Source organism: Citrobacter sp. Cpo071, assembly GCF_030332765.1.
Lineage (GTDB): Bacteria > Pseudomonadota > Gammaproteobacteria > Enterobacterales > Enterobacteriaceae > Citrobacter > Citrobacter portucalensis.
Genome location: NZ_JAOWHE010000085.1, coordinates 596,544 through 612,182, shown reverse-complemented (window position 1 = coordinate 612,182; position 15,639 = coordinate 596,544). Strand labels below are relative to the sequence as shown.

The window sequence follows — 15,639 nt, the reverse complement described above, 5'->3', positions numbered from 1 at the left end:
TTAACCCTATGATTTTATGCGAGCCATCTAAGTTCATGAAGTAAGTTAACAATCAACATGATTTAACATAATATACATTATGCGCACTAACGTAGATAAAGGCTGAATCTGATGCTTTATGGTCATCCTTGTGCTGCTCAATAATGACGCCTCAAAACCCTTTCAAGCACAGTTTCCTCAACAGCGCTAACAGTTCTGGATGATGGCTCTCGACTACAGCTGGTTATGCAAATAGCTGTTTATGTCTTCTACAATTCCACCGCGACTCTCACTTCACTGAACATTAAAACTGATAACTGTAGTTCACACTGGCAAACCACAGATACGGATTATCGTAACTCCCCTGATAAATTGATGGTGACTGTACGTGGGACGACTGCATATGCAGATACGACACGGCAGCACCGATATTGCTTTGTGGTGTAATTTGATATTGCGCTCCGGTAGCAAATCGCCATTCATCACCGGTCGGCAACGTCAGCGCCACATCGCTTTGCGAATTATAGACAGTACTATCAAAAGCTACGCCCGCATTCAAACGCCATTGTTCCGTAGGTCGAAATTGCACACCTAAAGCCGTATGCCACGAATCCTTAAGACGACTGGACTTATCAACTTCTTGCCCGACCACCGTTATTTGCGGCGCGCCGAACTGACTCCAGTCCTGCCAGCCAAGATCGCCCATCACTGACCACTGTTTATGAATGTCATGAACCAGACTTAACATAATCTGCTGTGGAGCACGTACCTGTGCAGAAATAGGCAAATCGTATTCCACGTTCGGTAAGTTCGGGAAACGCGCTTTGCCGTCAATATCAAAATCGTACTCAGTTTTGCTGGTCCAGGCGATACCGGCGCGGGTTTGATCGGTCAGTTCCATCAATAATCCCAGACGATAGCTCATCGCCCAGTCATGATCCTTTTCTTTTTCATCGTTGCCATCAACATTTCGAGTGAGTGACAGAAAACCGTAATTGACGTTAACAGAGCCCCCAACGGAAACCCTGTCACTAAGCTTATAAGCCAGCGATGGACTGAGCGTCATCGCAACCATGGTGCTTTTCTTAATCAGCCGGTCGCCGGACCAATTGCCAAAATCGATCCCCAGACCGTAATTTCCGTATAGCCCAATACCAGCATAAAGATCGTCATTCACCTTCTGGGCATAGAATGCGCTGGCATTTGGAAAGAAGCGCATGATGTCACCGGGGCTTTTACGCCCCGTCTCGTCTTCAAGGGTGTAGGACACATCACCATCCATTGCCTGTAATCCACCGGTGAACATATGATCCGGAAGTCGAGTCATTCCTGCAGGGTTAGTCACGATGGTGGAGGCATCCTGCGCACGCGCTGCCTGCCCCGCCCCTGCCAAAGCCGTATCTTCGGTGCCTATTTCATAAAAATAGAGTGCGCTAGCTTGTGCTAACGGCGAGCAAAAAAGACTAAGATAAATCAAGGTCAATTTTTTCATAGGCCACCTGCAGAATTTCTTCATTATTGAAGTAGTTAGCGTCTGTAAAAGCGTAGCTCGCAGCATTTAAATTGTCAGGCAAAAGCACCGGATTAAAAGCGCGACTTGTGCATACGTTCGAGCTGGATTTTGTCTGCTTCACTCGCTGTGTCAGCCAGGGACTGAAAACTATCTAGTGCGTAATAAGTTTTCGGTCGCGGAAGCGATTGCATGGAAGTGCCCGGGTAAATTTGTAACTCGCCCAGGCGCGCAAGCCGATATCCTTCGATCACGGCGGGATAAGTCAGTTGCAGTGGCGTGGCGTTCTCGTACGAAACTGGGGTTGGTAACCGGTTATGCTCAAGATTATAGTTACGCTTTAACACTAGAAATTTATCTGGAACCCTACGTTTACTGTTCCACCAGTCACCGTCCAATTCGCGAAACTTACGCTCAGTTTCAGTCCGGGTTGCGACGCCAAGTTGCAGTAAAACCCGCTGCAGTTCGCGATCCACCGCCGCGTTGTAGGCCGCAATGGATTCCACCCTGCCCTGTAAAATCACGTTGATGGCGATACGAGCACCCAGTAGATTTGAATAGAGATCTTCCGGGGAAAATGCAGAAATCTGCTCAGAAAAACCGGGAACAGACTCGAATCCATACCACTGTGCAATTTCGTGCCATTGAGCCAGTTCAAAGGCCAGATTCCCCGCCAACCAGGCGGCCAATGTGTAACGCTGCGCCATTGCCGCAGGAGGTGTGAAACCGTGTAGCTGTATCCGTCTGACGCCCAATTCTTCGCTGTAAAAAAAACGCCACTGTTGACCAAGTTTTGGATAAATACGAGAAAAGAGGTAAAAGGTGTTATCCGCCGTATCGCGAACGTGCGCTATGTCGATAAAACCCCCACGGTGGGTATAAAGCAGTCCGTTTTTTTCCTCACTCAGTCCAACGATATTTTTCACGGCCCCCAACGCACTATCGTTATAGTGATGACGCCCCAGTGAATCTAACGTTAATACATTGCCAATCTGGTAGACAGGGATCGGCACACCTATCGCCCTGACATGAAGATCATAGCCAAACGCGCAGCATGGGCGTAGTGACTCCGGCGGTGCTAAATGGCCGACAACGGGATATGCCTTATGCGCTTGTTTAAGAGTGAGGCCAGGAACTTCCGCGCAGGCAAATCCGGCTACCAGCAGTAAAAACAGAAATCCTTTAGCCATTCAGAATGCCTCCGCAATTTGAAAATAGAATCCTGCACTCTCTCTCCCAAAACCTAAATCCAGGCGGATATTCATGGCGGGCTTCACTTCAAAGCGATAACCGACACCCGCATTAGGTAAGATCGGATGATGTACCATATCGTCAATGTTTCTGCCTAAAGCTCCTGCGCCCAACCACAACACGTAACCATGTCGCCAGTTGAGTTTTTTTCGATATTCCACCTGCCCACTTACCACATCCTTATCCCGATAACGCCCCTGGTAATACCCCCGCAGACGGCGGTCATCTCCGGCCATTGATAAACGATCCCACGGCACGTCTCCACGAGTGAAACGTCCCCATAAATCGAACGCCAGCACAGTCCTGTCATCAAGTAAAAGGTAACGATCGTATTGAACCTGTGCTGCCGTAAAATGAGTATCTGAACCAAAAGACGGATCAAACCAGGTGTACTCCAGCTTAAAATAGTGTCCATGCTGTGGCCGCGTGACAACGTCACGCGTGTCGTAACTCAGACTTACACTGGGTCCAGACGATAACGGCGATGTCTGCGCATTATTTAGGCTGAACACGTCCCCCTGATGCGGATCGTCAACGTCCGCCTGCATAGAAGAAAAATCCCAACCCGCGCCGAGATAAACGCGTTCAGCGATTTCTCGCATCAATACAGGATGCAAACTCACGGAGTTGTTGGTGTAATCCTGTTCATTACCCTGGGCTGCGTCGTAGCCAATGCCCCAAAAACCCGTTGGCACTTTGTTCACTGAGCCGTCCACAAACAATCGCCAACGGTCGTCGGTAAAAAAGGTATAACTGCTGATCCCCATTCCCAACGCCCCGCTGGCGCTGACATAACCCGTCAAGGAAACAGAAGAGTTCTGAGTTGTTTTATCTGCCGCATCCACCCGGTAGATCCCCGCCACCGCCATGCCAAGACCCAGCTTCAGCTCTGGAGTGTAAAATGGCCCCGGCAACACGCTCCAGTTCACCCCTTTTGCCGGATCGTACTGGTTATCCGCACCCAGCTTCCCGAGGAAAGCGTCAATTGAGGGTTGATCCAATGTTAACGCCTCCGCAGACCAGGTCGTCAGAGCCAATAGCGATGTCAACATGACGCGATAACCGTTCATCAGAAGCGATATTCACCGGCAATAAAGAAGCTATTGCGTTCGTTAAATCCAAACTCCGTCAGGACGTTAAATTGTGGTGTCATTTCAAACTGAGTCCCCAGCAGCATGTTCCACGGAGAGGTCAGATTCTGTTTAACATCAAATCGCCCGTTGCCATCCTGGTTTACGGCCTGGATCAGTGGCTGAAGCTCAGCGGGCATATGCAGATCGGAGAGGCTACCCCTGAACTCCTGCTGCACATTCTGGTACATACTCCCCACCCAGACGCTCAGATGCGATTCGCCCACCGGCCCCTGAAATTTAAAGCGATATCCAACACGGGGAGACACGGTAAGGGCTGAAATTTTGCCATCCAGAATGTCAAAATCAGTACGGGTATAGTTGGTATCCACCAAGGCAAACCAGTTTTCGTATCCTCCTGCCAAAGTAATACCGGTTCCCCAGGTTGTGCCTTTAAAATCGAGAACAAAATCAATATCCTGTAGCTCACCGCTCTGATAAAGCTGATGCACAGATGATGCGATAATGCGGTCAACACCGGTGTAGCGCGAAGGGTCTGCATCTACTGAAACATTCGAGACCGACGATCCGCGTGTGTGCCCTACCAGCCCGTAAATGTTCAAAAACGGGAAGACCCACATGTCCAGACGCAGGTTTTCAGTTTTGCTCTGTTCACGCGTATGGCCGGCATCAATATTGAACATATCGACAGGAATCGGGTGATTGCCAAGCGCCAGTCCGGAAAAACTGATGCTATCGACATCAATATTTTGCCGCATGTTCATATAGCTCAGGTTGATGCCAAACGGTAGCGGAATGGCATATCCCCGCGCCCTGGCCTCCTCGCCCCAAATCGGAAACATGCTGGCATCAGTTTCAGCTGCGCTGGCCACGCCGGAAACCCACAGCAACGGAACAACCGCGTGGAACCATTTCATTATTTGTCCTCATTCATTCCGCTCATCCCTACAGGCCAGAGCCAACATTAAAATAAACTGCTTGTTCGTTATCGCTAAAAGCGACATCTACACCGGTACGCAGTCCGTATTCGCGCGCAATCAAATATCGAATACCACTGCCCCAGGCCACTTCTGCGCTACGGTAAAGCTCTGATGTACTGTCTGCCACACTTCCAGCACCGACAAAACCCAAAACAATCCAACGCGACGACATTTGCCAGGCTAACTGCGTCTGAACGGTACTCACGTCATCCCCCTGGTAGCGATAGCGAGAGATACCACGAAGTTCGATATAAGGGCGCGCCATTGGTGGCAGATGTTTATCCTGCTGCGACAGCGTTTGATAGTCCCCTGCAAGTGAAAGCGTCCAGTCGGCGTTCAGTGGCAGGAAAAACTTGCCTTCGAGCGTCAGCAGGTCGTAGCGATAGTCGCCCCCAAGATAGTGGCCGTAGAATTGATACTCGCCGCTAAGAGAAAGCCCGCGTCCGGGCCAAAAGAAGTTATCAGTTGTGTCGTATTCCGCTACCAGCCCCAATGCAGAGGTGATGCTGCTTTCACCCAATAGCTGCCGCCATACCTGGTTGACGAGCGGATTATTGCGGGCGGAGATATTCATCTTTGCCCAGAACTGTGATGCTCCCAGAAAAACGGGAGAATCCCCTGCGCGAAAGAGAAGCTTTTGCATACCGCCATAACCGCGAGTTTCGGTTTCCACGGCCCGGTTATTGCCAAAGCCCAATACGTCACCGGAATATATATCCAGATTGACATCGGCATAGCCTCCTGCAACCAGATAGCGAATGTGGTCATCCTGCCAGGTGTGGCGATGCCCCCCACCTACAAACCAGGTACCGTTTTGCGTTCCGCCACCGCCAAACGCGCTCATGGCCGGAGGAATAAACTGCCCATCAACCTGTCGTCCCTTGCCATGCAGAAACAGACCGAACAGGCCGCCGCCATAACCAACGGCCGGTTCGGTAATAACCAGCGGAATCGGTAGAAAACCGTACGGGTTTTCTTGTAAATAACGGCTCATGTCCACCATGCCGTCTTCAGGATCAATAAGCCCTGTCGCCATAGCGCGCCAGCACAGCAGAGGAATTAGCAGAAAAAGCCAACGCATTATTTCCCGCCTTCTGGCGGTGTTGCGGGTGCGGTATACCAATTCTCTTTGGCCACCATCACGCTGTTTTCTGGCTGTAGCACAAAATTCGGAGACATAATCTGCACGTTAAATTCGTTGAAGACGTCCTGAATATTGCTATGCAGTTCATTACGGGCATCGGCCAGAGATACATCCGGCAGCAGGCGCACCTGCAATTCATAGGAAATATACCAGTCCATCAGACTCAGCTGACGCACCAACGGCGGCTGTGAAAGATCGATTCCTTTGGCCCGCTTGGCTGCCAACTCCAGCATTGCGTGGACCTGGCGCCAGGGCGTATCGTAGCCAATGGTAACGCCGACCGTCAGGTTGACGCCGCCGTTGGTGCTTTGCGCGCTAAGGTTAGTAATTTTTCCACTAACCACTACCGCATTTGGCACTGTGACCACGTAATTTTCACGAGTAATAATTTTGGTCGCGAGCATACCAATTTCGCTTACCAATCCCTCGTTGTCCGCTACCCGAATCATGTCGCCTTTGCGCAGCGCGCGCGAATAGATCAAAACCAGTCCACTCATTGCGTGGTTCATCACCCCGGCCGACCCCAGCGTGAGCATCAGGCCAAAGAAAACGCTGATACCTTTAAACGCCAGTGAATTGGCACCGGGCAAAAAGGGATAGGCTGCAGATAGCGCAAAGAGCCACACCACCACAGAGATCAACTTCCGGGTTGCGCCCACGGTTTCAGGATGAATTCCAGGCAACTGCAAACGCCCTGCCTCCACCTGGTTGAGAACCACCTTAAGCAGCTTCAGTATGAACGCAGTGATGAGAAAAATGATCAGGACGATCATCAAGCCAGGTAACGCTGAGACAATCGACAATGCAATATCACGCACTACGCGTACAGACCAGTCACCAAGGGACTCTCCCCAGACGCGCGTCCAGGGAAACAGGCTAAAGACCCAACTCAGCCAAACGTAAAGTGCAACGATACCCAGCAGGATCATCAACAGTGCATACAGGCGTGTCTCGATAGCGCCGATAAAACGCCGCCAACTCTGGGGGATCCAGCTTTTGTTCTCAAAAATGCGACGACGATAAACGCGTCTGACCCAACGCCAGGAACGGTATGCACCGAACCAAAACAGCACCAGTCCCACCAAACCAGCCACCGTTTTCACCGCCGACAGCGCCAGCCAGCCGCTGTTATACTGATCGCTCAATGCAGACCGCTGCGCCTCCATGCGCGCCAGTACGCGCTGAGCCGCCTGGTCGAGCGTAAGATCGTCTCCTTCGTCGAGATCGCCTTGTGTCAGCAACATCACTGGTTTACCGTTCATCACGATAAGCCTTCCCGGCTGGTTATAACGCGTGACCGACACAACCTGTAGCGGTTCGCGAACATCGGCTTCAGTGAAATTTCGTAGCGTATTGCGGATGCGCAGCACCCGTTCTTCTGGCGTGGTAAGGCCGAATTTCGCCTGGAGCATGACAATCGGTTGATGAAAAATATAAACCGTTCGCGCGCGTTCCTTTTCGGTGGGCTCCTGACGAGGTTCCGCCGCATATGTGTTAACAACCAAAGAGGAAAGAAAGCACATTAAAAAAGCGATCACAATCCTGTTCATATTCGCCACCGAAAACACGAGAATTATCGTTATTATTCAAAAAGCCAACGCAAATTTGATTGCTTTTTTTAGCATAGACCAGCCTTTCACTTACGCAATGTTAGTCAGAATGAGATCTTCATTTGATGTGAACTCTGGGAAGGCTCTTATCTTTATCGTCGCTAATTTGAAACGCATACCTCTGAGCAAAAGTACATAGTCTCAATTATTACGTCATGAGATTCTGGCTTTGGTAGCTTTCATTTAAAAATATAAAGCCGCACATTTTTGATTTTTAAGCAATGGTATGTAATCGTTCGTTATATACTGAACCAGGTGACTTCACTTACTTTCAGAAATACGATAATAAAATTGAGTACATATCGGACAATGCGAAACAAAAAAAGCAAAACCATCCTACGCTTCATGCTCTTGCTACTATTTACCTCTACGCTGTCGAGCTGCACATTAACCCGTGTTTCCGACAGCACACATGCCAAAGAGGTCGATGAGCTGAATGTTATTGGTCTGAGCCTGGAGGCAGCAAGGCAAAGAGCAACTGAAAAAGGTTTTGTGTGCAGCGAATACGGAAACGTGAACACGGTTGTAACCGAACAGGGTGAGCATCGATGGCTACAAACTGAGTGCAGCAAGAAAAGTGCAGAGCTGTTCTGCCCGCAAATGCGTTTTGTCGTTCTTAATGTCAATCCCAACACGAATAGAGTCGTTGATGTTGGCAATTATGTTAATCAACACACCTGTTTTTAAAGACAACACCTGCATCTTGCGCTAATTATCGTATCGACTAAAGGACGTTATCTTGCTCATCAGAATCATCATCGCAATGGTCGCATTTGCCGGCAACTCCGTACTTTGCCGACTCGCGTTGAAGGGGATGCATGCTGATGCTATTTCATTCAGCAGTCTCCGGTTGATAAGTGGCGCAATTGCCCTTTTTTTATTTATTACGATAACATCTGACAGCAGAAAATTTGAGTTCAAGTGGTTAAATGCCCTGCTACTTTGCATCTATGTTTTTTCATTCTCCATTGCCTATGTTTCTCTCAGCACCGGCGCTGGTGCCCTGCTGCTCTTTGGTACCGTTCAGCTCGTCATGACAGTATGGGGGATAGCTCAGGGAGAAAAGCTCGTAATTTTAAAAATAACAGGAATACTCGGAGCATTGGCTGGAATAGCCATATTGCTGCTTCCTGGTGCAGAACGCCCTTCCTTGTATGCTGCATTAATGATGGTTATTGCTGGGTTAGCCTGGGCTTTCTACAGTATCACAGGGAAAAAAATCACGGATGCGGCTGCCTCAACCGGGGGGAATTTCATCCTGGCAATCCCGGTCGCATTGATTATCCCTCTGTTCTTCCGCTCACATCTTCATATTGATATATATGGATTAGTTCTGGGCGTGCTTTCTGGTGCAATTACATCGGGAGGTGCATATCTGCTGTGGTATTCATTGCTCCCCTTACTCAGGTCCACAACGGCCAGTACTATTCAACTCAGCGTACCTTGTCTGGCCACTCTCGGTGGGATCATATTTTTGGGCGAAACGCTCACCGTCAGAATCCTTCTCGCAAGCGTCATTATTTTGGCTGGAATTGGCTTAGTTATTTTCTCTGATATGAGAAAAGGATCAAAATAGACTGATTAATTATCGGCAAAGACGATACAGAACATGTTGTGCCAATCGATGATCTGGCGGCAACGCGGGATGCGTAAACTCTTCTGTTTTATTCATACCAAGTCGTATCATCAGATTCTCTGACGGTTTATTCAGCACGGAAGTAAATGAAACGACTTCATTTAGCGCCAGTACGTCAAAAGCAAATGCAAGACTCGCTTGTGCGGCTTCTAACGCCAGACCCTGGTGCCAGTATGCTTTAGCAAGGCGCCAGCCAATTTCGGTACAGGGTGAAAAATGAAATTTATCAGGTTGTGGATGCAACCCCACACAGCCCACAAACTGGTGTGTTTCTTTTAGCTCTACGGCCCAAAATCCCCAGCCGCGTTCTGCAATACCTTCACTAAATCTATCGGCCAGGTTATCGCTTTCAGCTTTCTGTAGTGGCGCGGGGAAAAAATGCATCACGTCAGAATCGGCATTGAGTGCAGCAAAAGGGGCTCGGTCTTTAGCCTCCCACTGTCGTAATATCAACCTTGATGTTTCCAGCATATTCCTGCCCTTATCATTCATTTTCATATAATCTTCTAAAATAAGTGGCTCATCGGCAAGGTCTTATACCGTCCTTTTCCGACTTTTCCTCTCATACTGGAGATTTATACATGGCCGACTGGAACCCTTCGCTTTATCTGCAATATGCAACTGAACGTTCAAGACCCGCAGCAGAATTACTCAGCCGTGTGGCGTTAGAAAATGTCCGCTCAGTTGTTGATCTTGGTTGTGGTCCGGGAAACAGTACGGCATTGCTGCATCAGCGCTGGCCCACGGCAAAGACAACAGGTGTCGATTCTTCACCTGCTATGCTGAATGAAGCGCGCAACGCATTACCTGACTGCCATTTTATCGAAGCGGATATTAGCCAGTTTCAGCCCGAGCATCCCGTGGATCTGCTTTATGCAAATGCGTCGTTACAGTGGGTGCCCGATCACTATGAATTATTCCCACATTTGGTCTCACAACTGAGTCACAACGGTGTTCTGGCCGTGCAAATGCCGGATAACTGGCTGGAGCCCACGCATGTACTGATGCGCGAAGTGGCTTATGAACAAGATTACCCCGACCGGGGGCGTGCTCCGCTTCCTGGCGTTCACGCCTACTATGATATTTTGACCGAAGCGGGTTGTGATGTAGATATCTGGCGTACAACGTATTATCACATTATGGATTCGCATCAGGCGATTATCGACTGGGTAAGCTCAACGGGACTACGCCCCTGGTTGCAGGATTTGAGCGAAAGCGAGCAGCGTCATTACCTGGCTCGCTACCATGAACTGCTTCAGGATCAATATCCGTTGCAGGAAAACGGCAATATTTTGCTGGCATTTCCGCGGTTGTTTATTGTTGCCAGACGCAATAGTTAAGCGTTTATCATCAGACAGATCACAGGACTGGGCTACCGAGTATGCGCGCCCTCGCCTTTTTATCATAAGGATCTAGTGGCTATGTCTGGCATCTGCTAGTGTCTTGCCACATGTTTCTGACGGGAGTTGTTATGTCTAAAGTCTACATTGGTGGGTGTCTGTGTGGCTCGATCCGCTTCACTGCCAGCAGTCCTAATAATTCCCATACCTGCTCATGCGATATATGCCGGAAACATACGGGGGCCCCGACCGTCGTCTGGATTGAGTTTGATGCAGAAAATGTAGAATGGACGGGAAAAGCCGGAAAACCGACAACCTGGCGCTCATCTGAAACCACCAGTCGGGCTTTTTGCCCTCAGTGCGGTAGTTCCGTGGGCGCCATCGATGACGCTCCGGTCATTGCGCTTTTAGCCGGTGCTTTTGACGATCCTAATGATGAAGATCTGGCGCCGGAGTTTCATTCGTTTTCTGATATGCGACCAGCATGGTGGGAAACAGAACGAAACTAAGTTAGTTGGTAATGTTTATCCGGCATATGTTTTGCTGGCACATTGGTTTCATCGTTCATTTGCAGTAAATCGATTTCGATTGCATTGCAAATCGCATCCAGCGGCAGGTCATTGTTCTCAGTACCAAACGGATCTTCAAGCTCTTCCGCAAGCGCATCAAGCGAGATAAAAGTATAGGAAATCAGCACTGAAATAAACGGCGTCATGTAGTGAAGATCCACCACCAACGCGAATGGCAGCATGATACAAAACAGATAAACAGTGCGATGAAGGATCAAAGTATAAGCAAACGGAACGGGTGTATTCGCGATTCGCTCACAACCTGCCAGTACTGCCGACATATCATTTAATCTGTTGTTTAAACTATGAAATAATATATCGGACAGCTGCCCATCACGTCTGCGCACGGCCAACCACTCCCCCATCAGCAACAAAATGCGGTTTGCTGGCGATTGTGCGGCAAATACCGTCTGCAGATCTTTCTCGCTGAGATATTTCGCCAACGGCTCTGCCTGTGGGTTTCGACGTAATGTCATGCGTAAACAGTGGGCAAATGCGATTTGCAGACGAACAAACTGCCCCAGTTCGGCGTCATCCGGTAAGGTGGTTTTCACCTCGCGAAGTAGTGACCGGGAAGCAATCATCAACTGCCCCCACAGGTGTCGGGCTTCGACATAACGTGAATAGCAGGCGTTATTGCGAAAACCTAAAAAGATAGCAATCGCCACGCCCAGAATACTGAACGGTGCCAGGGTAAATTTGATACCCAACATCGTATACCAGGGCAACATGATGATAACGGCGATGGAGAGCAGGAAGTTCAGCAGCAGTCGTGAAAAAATTTTAGATAATACGGAACCATGCCAGACGAATATCAGGCGCAGCCAGTGTTGTTGGGGACGAACGATCATGGTTATCTTCGGGAAAATGTGAAATCCGTCACATTAGACGCGATAGCGATCAATGTTGCAAGTTAATCGCAACATTATCCCAACAACTTTGGCCCTGCTTAAAATGAAGCCGCACCTAGGTCACAGACCGGGTTTATGATATAAACCACATAGTATGTTGTAACTAATGTATATCCAGAAAAAACCCGGCCTGAGCCGGGTTATCGGTAGTCGTCTTAGCACAGTGGCTTAACGGCTTCACGCATACCTTTTGCCAGAATGGTATCCAGATCGGCAGAGACCTGTTCCACCAGTCCAGAAACCTGCGTCAGATCTTGTTCCCAGTGTTCTTTGACACCCAGTACAGATTTGACCAACGCTTCGGTACTTATCTGGCGATCGCGATGCTGGGACCACAGCTGTTGAAAACGTTCTATCCAGTGCGCATCATCCTGAACCGGATAAGACTCACCGTTGCGCTCTCCACGATAAAAAGCAATTAACGCGGCAAGTGCAAACGTCAAACGCGCCGGCAGCTTACCGCTGGCCTGTTGCCCTGCCAGCAGTTGCGGCAATATACGGGTGCGGAACTTGGTCATGCCATTCAGGGCAATCGACAGCAGCTGATGTTTTATATACGGGTTGCAGAATCGACCGGTTACCGCGCTGGCGAAAGAAGCTAACTCATCACGTGGTAAATCCAGTACCGGAATGATCTCTTCATAGATCGCTTTCTCCACGAAAGCACAAATCTCAGCGTCATTCATCGCCTCGCCCACGGTGTCCAACCCTGCCTGCCAGGCAACAGGGACCAGCGCGGTGTGAGCACCGTTGAGAATCGCCACTTTGCGCTCTTTGTACGGTTTGATGTCATCCACGATCAGGACATTCAGCGGATACTTATCCAGACGTAGTTCTGCGGCTAATGACTTCGGCCCCTGAATGACAAACAGATAGAAGTGTTCAGCCGTATCCAGGAATGCATCATGATAGCCAAGCTCAGCTTCAAGTTGCGCTACTTCGTCACGCGGATAACCGGTAACAATGCGGTCCACCAGCGTGGAACAAAATGCGTTGGCTTGATCCAACCACTGAATAAACGCTTCCGGCAGCGCCCATTCCTGAGCATAGCGCAGAACCAGTTCACGCAGTGCATCACCGTTATAATCAATCAGTTCGCAAGGGATGATAATCCAGCCTTTATCCAATGCGCCGTTAAAATAGCTGAAGCGTTCGAACAGCAGACGCGTCAGTTTAGCCGGATAACTAACCGCTGGCGCGTCGTCAAACTTATCGCCCGCGTGGTAACTGATACCTGCTTCCGTGGTGTTAGAGAACACAAAACGCATATCAGGATTATGCGCCAGCTTCAGGAACTCATCGTATTCGCTATAGACGCTGATTTCACGGTTAACTGAACGAATTAGACGGGCATCACTGACGGCCTCGCCCTTCTCATTCAAACCACGAATGATAGTGGTATAGAGGCCATCCTGCGTACTCAGCGATGGCGGGAAGGAACTTTCGATAGGACGAACAATGACCACACCAGCGTTCAGATCGGTATGTTCGTTCAGCAGATCTACCTGCCAGTCTACAAAGGCGCGCAGGAAGTTTCCTTCACCAAACTGAATAATACGTTCAGGATACTGAGCACCGGGGAAATCGCGACGATTTAGTGTTTGCACAATGGGTTCCCTTTATGATTAGTCATACAACCTGATTGAATTGGTCCAATAGGTTAGCAAACTTTAATACATTGAAACCCTGTTTTGATCAATCCCCGGCGACAAATTAGAGCGTTTTATAGAAAAGTGTGGTTCCGGTCAGCATCCCATCGGGCATTTGGGCATAGTCAGGTATCACCCCTACCTTTTTCCACCCACAATTGTGGTAGAACAACTCCGCACCACTGCCCGTCGCCGTATCAAGCACCAGCAGCGTTTTACCTTGTTGACGCGCGCAACTTTCCAGTTCGTTCATCAATTCACGGGCCAGACCACCGCGTCGCGCTGAGGGGTGAACCAGCAGTTTGGCGACATCAGCACGATGAGGTTGATTTTCGGGTTGATCGATAATGAGTTGGACGGTACCGACAAGCACCCCCAGCGCATTCTGCGTACCAAGAACGATCCGTTCTCCGCGAGAAACACTTTGCGCGACCTTCATCCAGAAAGGCTCTGATTTTTCGCGATTAAAGGGCAGCATAAAACTGATGGAGGCGCCGTCATTGACGCACTGTTCAAGAACATCGCTGAGCTCGTCGATTCGCGACAGAATCTGTGCCGCGCTCAGCACAAAGCAGGGTTTGCCGGAAGCCATGGTTTCTCCTTAGATTGACCCCTTCATACTGCTTTTAACAATTACACAACACAAGGGGGGATATCATAGGATAATGTTATCTATGGCTTGTTCATTTGGAGCACTAACCAGTGGTAAATAACCGTGACAACGTAACGTTGCTGTTCATCGTTTAGCGCTACACCCTGAGGTATATCATGCCATTTCGCCAGACACCCTCGACAGCACGTCGCCGTAGCATGTTGAGCAATAAATACCGGGTGACCACGCATAGGAGTCTGTTTTCCATCATTGGCGGGAAACGCAGGTGCCAGTCGTTTAGCTATAAAATCCGCAGCATGTTGTTCGATAACTGGCGCCCCTTTATCCAGACAATACTGCCTTTCTTTCTGACCAAGACGAAACCGCGAGCGAAACGTTGATTTCGCCAGCCGGGCAAAAAGAGGATCGAGCGTTTTCATCAGTAAACCGAGCGCCCCAGCTGTTGTGTTAATTGCTCCAGCACGGCGATACCGGCCAGTGAATTTCCCGCCGGATCCAGTTCCGGACTCCAGACAGCAATCGCCATCTCGTGTGGCACGATCGCCACGATGCCGCCACCCACACCTGATTTCGCCGGAAGCCCGACCCGCCAGGCAAATTCCCCTGCGTTCTGATACATGCCGCTGGTCGCCATCAGCGCATTGATCTGCCGGGCCTGCATAGGAGTGACCACAGGCTCAGCAAGATGAAAGGCATGCCCTTGATTTGCCAAAAAGACAAAAGTCCGCGCCAGTTCCACACAGCTCATTTTCAGCGCGCAGTAGTGAAAATAGTTCTGCAAAACGGTGGGCACGTCATGGTGAAAATTGCCGAAGGATTTCATCAACCATGCAATAGCGGCGTTACGCGCCGAGTGCTCAAACTCCGATCGCGCGACCGTCGCATCATAGGCGATATCCGAAACGCCGCTTAATGCCCGCACCACTTCCAGCATCCGTTGACGCGGTGCGCTTAGACGCCCTTGCAGCATATCGCAAACCACCAGCGCCCCGGCATTAATAAAGGGATTGCGAGGGATACCCTGCTCCATTTCCAGCTGCACCAGGGAGTTAAAAGGATGACCGGAAGGATCTTTGCCGACACGCTGCCAGATCTCCTCTTCCTGATAGTGACGCATCGCCACGACCAGACTGAGCACCTTTGAAATCGACTGAATAGAAAAACGTTCTTGCGCATCTCCCGCCTGATAGTGCTGTCCATCAACGGTACAGATAGCAATACCCAGTTTTGAACCGTCGACGGAGGCTAATGCCGGAATGTAATCAGCGACTTTACCCTGACCAATCAGCGGACGAACCTGCTGCACAATGGTCTCTAAAATTGAATTGTCCATGGCCCTGGCCACAACATGCTCCT

16 protein-coding genes are annotated in these 15,639 nt (G+C 49.7%); 4 read left to right on the top strand and 12 right to left on the bottom strand.

Annotated elements, in window-relative coordinates:
* Positions 1-283: 283 nt before the first annotated feature.
* The 6 genes from OGY09_RS20120 to OGY09_RS20095 all read right to left on the bottom strand — a co-directional run bounded on the left by OGY09_RS20120 (position 284) and on the right by OGY09_RS20095 (position 7,505).
* Positions 284-1,471: an OmpP1/FadL family transporter gene (locus tag OGY09_RS20120; RefSeq protein WP_032943443.1), complete on the bottom strand. Its 1,188-nt coding sequence runs from the start codon at positions 1,469-1,471 to the stop codon at positions 284-286.
* 92 nt (positions 1,472-1,563) lie between these two features.
* On the bottom strand, positions 1,564-2,679 hold the full coding sequence (locus OGY09_RS20115) for a DUF4056 domain-containing protein (RefSeq protein WP_032943441.1): 1,116 nt from the start codon (positions 2,677-2,679) through the stop codon (positions 1,564-1,566).
* Complete coding sequence (locus tag OGY09_RS20110) at positions 2,680-3,792, bottom strand: BamA/TamA family outer membrane protein (protein WP_223849063.1); 1,113 nt, start codon at positions 3,790-3,792, stop codon at positions 2,680-2,682.
* A 17-nt stretch (positions 3,793-3,809) separates the two neighbouring features.
* Complete coding sequence (locus tag OGY09_RS20105; RefSeq protein ID WP_032943437.1) at positions 3,810-4,748, bottom strand: hypothetical protein; 939 nt, start codon at positions 4,746-4,748, stop codon at positions 3,810-3,812.
* A 28-nt stretch (positions 4,749-4,776) separates the two neighbouring features.
* Positions 4,777-5,892 (bottom strand): BamA/TamA family outer membrane protein, encoded by a 1,116-nt coding sequence (locus OGY09_RS20100; RefSeq protein WP_032943435.1) that lies wholly within the window; start codon positions 5,890-5,892, stop codon positions 4,777-4,779.
* Positions 5,892-7,505 carry a mechanosensitive ion channel family protein gene (locus OGY09_RS20095; protein ID WP_032943434.1) on the bottom strand — a complete coding sequence of 538 codons (1,614 nt, stop codon included), beginning with the start codon at positions 7,503-7,505 and terminating at the stop codon, positions 5,892-5,894. Before OGY09_RS20095 ends, OGY09_RS20100 begins: the two co-directional genes overlap by 1 nt.
* Before the next feature lie 369 nt (positions 7,506-7,874).
* Here OGY09_RS20095 and OGY09_RS20090 point away from each other — a divergent pair, with 369 nt between their 5' ends.
* Both OGY09_RS20090 and OGY09_RS20085 read left to right on the top strand, forming a co-directional pair.
* On the top strand, positions 7,875-8,252 hold the full coding sequence (locus tag OGY09_RS20090; protein ID WP_032943432.1) for a hypothetical protein: 378 nt from the start codon (positions 7,875-7,877) through the stop codon (positions 8,250-8,252).
* Between the two features lie 52 nt (positions 8,253-8,304).
* Positions 8,305-9,141, top strand: coding sequence for a DMT family transporter (locus tag OGY09_RS20085; protein WP_032943431.1), 837 nt, complete (start codon positions 8,305-8,307; stop codon positions 9,139-9,141).
* Between the two features lie 9 nt (positions 9,142-9,150).
* Here the strand turns inward: OGY09_RS20085 and OGY09_RS20080 are convergent, their stop codons facing one another.
* Positions 9,151-9,672 (bottom strand): GNAT family N-acetyltransferase, encoded by a 522-nt coding sequence (locus OGY09_RS20080; RefSeq protein ID WP_032943430.1) that lies wholly within the window; start codon positions 9,670-9,672, stop codon positions 9,151-9,153.
* 110 nt (positions 9,673-9,782) lie between these two features.
* Between OGY09_RS20080 and tam the strand changes: the two genes are divergently transcribed.
* Both tam and OGY09_RS20070 read left to right on the top strand, forming a co-directional pair.
* Entirely contained in the window at positions 9,783-10,541 is a 759-nt protein-coding gene (tam, locus tag OGY09_RS20075) for a trans-aconitate 2-methyltransferase (RefSeq protein WP_032943429.1), read from the top strand.
* A 131-nt stretch (positions 10,542-10,672) separates the two neighbouring features.
* The gene (locus OGY09_RS20070) at positions 10,673-11,050 is read left to right on the top strand and encodes a GFA family protein (protein ID WP_003832953.1); all 378 of its coding nucleotides are present in this window, start codon (positions 10,673-10,675) and stop codon (positions 11,048-11,050) included.
* Here OGY09_RS20070 and OGY09_RS20065 read toward each other — a convergent pair.
* From OGY09_RS20065 to glsB, 5 genes are all read right to left on the bottom strand, one after another.
* Entirely contained in the window at positions 11,047-11,961 is a 915-nt protein-coding gene (locus OGY09_RS20065) for a bestrophin family protein (RefSeq protein ID WP_032943428.1), read from the bottom strand. The genes OGY09_RS20070 and OGY09_RS20065 overlap by 4 nt on opposite strands.
* 215 nt (positions 11,962-12,176) lie before the next feature.
* The gene (locus tag OGY09_RS20060) at positions 12,177-13,628 is read right to left on the bottom strand and encodes a tagaturonate reductase (protein WP_032943427.1); all 1,452 of its coding nucleotides are present in this window, start codon (positions 13,626-13,628) and stop codon (positions 12,177-12,179) included.
* A 106-nt stretch (positions 13,629-13,734) separates the two neighbouring features.
* Positions 13,735-14,262, bottom strand: coding sequence for a GNAT family N-acetyltransferase (locus OGY09_RS20055; protein WP_032943426.1), 528 nt, complete (start codon positions 14,260-14,262; stop codon positions 13,735-13,737).
* An 80-nt stretch (positions 14,263-14,342) separates the two neighbouring features.
* Entirely contained in the window at positions 14,343-14,702 is a 360-nt protein-coding gene (locus tag OGY09_RS20050; RefSeq protein ID WP_008784753.1) for a DUF4186 domain-containing protein, read from the bottom strand.
* Positions 14,702-15,628 (bottom strand): glutaminase B, encoded by a 927-nt coding sequence (glsB, locus tag OGY09_RS20045; protein WP_003832944.1) that lies wholly within the window; start codon positions 15,626-15,628, stop codon positions 14,702-14,704. The genes OGY09_RS20050 and glsB overlap by 1 nt, the downstream gene beginning before the upstream one ends.
* Positions 15,629-15,639 lie beyond the last annotated feature (11 nt).

What these genes read in the sequence shown, in the direction of transcription:
- OGY09_RS20120 (WP_032943443.1), bottom strand. Translation starts at nt 1,471, where the DNA reads ATGAAAAAATTGACCTTGATTTATCTTAGTCTTTTTTGCTCGCCGTTA.
- OGY09_RS20115 (WP_032943441.1), bottom strand. Translation starts at nt 2,679, where the DNA reads ATGGCTAAAGGATTTCTGTTTTTACTGCTGGTAGCCGGATTTGCCTGC.
- OGY09_RS20110 (WP_223849063.1), bottom strand. Translation starts at nt 3,792, where the DNA reads ATGTTGACATCGCTATTGGCTCTGACGACCTGGTCTGCGGAGGCGTTA.
- OGY09_RS20105 (WP_032943437.1), bottom strand. Translation starts at nt 4,748, where the DNA reads ATGAAATGGTTCCACGCGGTTGTTCCGTTGCTGTGGGTTTCCGGCGTG.
- OGY09_RS20100 (WP_032943435.1), bottom strand. Translation starts at nt 5,892, where the DNA reads ATGCGTTGGCTTTTTCTGCTAATTCCTCTGCTGTGCTGGCGCGCTATG.
- OGY09_RS20095 (WP_032943434.1), bottom strand. Translation starts at nt 7,505, where the DNA reads ATGAACAGGATTGTGATCGCTTTTTTAATGTGCTTTCTTTCCTCTTTG.
- OGY09_RS20090 (WP_032943432.1), top strand. Translation starts at nt 7,875, where the DNA reads ATGCGAAACAAAAAAAGCAAAACCATCCTACGCTTCATGCTCTTGCTA.
- OGY09_RS20080 (WP_032943430.1), bottom strand. Translation starts at nt 9,672, where the DNA reads ATGCTGGAAACATCAAGGTTGATATTACGACAGTGGGAGGCTAAAGAC.
- tam (WP_032943429.1), top strand. Translation starts at nt 9,783, where the DNA reads ATGGCCGACTGGAACCCTTCGCTTTATCTGCAATATGCAACTGAACGT.
- OGY09_RS20070 (WP_003832953.1), top strand. Translation starts at nt 10,673, where the DNA reads ATGTCTAAAGTCTACATTGGTGGGTGTCTGTGTGGCTCGATCCGCTTC.
- OGY09_RS20065 (WP_032943428.1), bottom strand. Translation starts at nt 11,961, where the DNA reads ATGATCGTTCGTCCCCAACAACACTGGCTGCGCCTGATATTCGTCTGG.
- OGY09_RS20055 (WP_032943426.1), bottom strand. Translation starts at nt 14,262, where the DNA reads ATGGCTTCCGGCAAACCCTGCTTTGTGCTGAGCGCGGCACAGATTCTG.
- OGY09_RS20050 (WP_008784753.1), bottom strand. Translation starts at nt 14,702, where the DNA reads ATGAAAACGCTCGATCCTCTTTTTGCCCGGCTGGCGAAATCAACGTTT.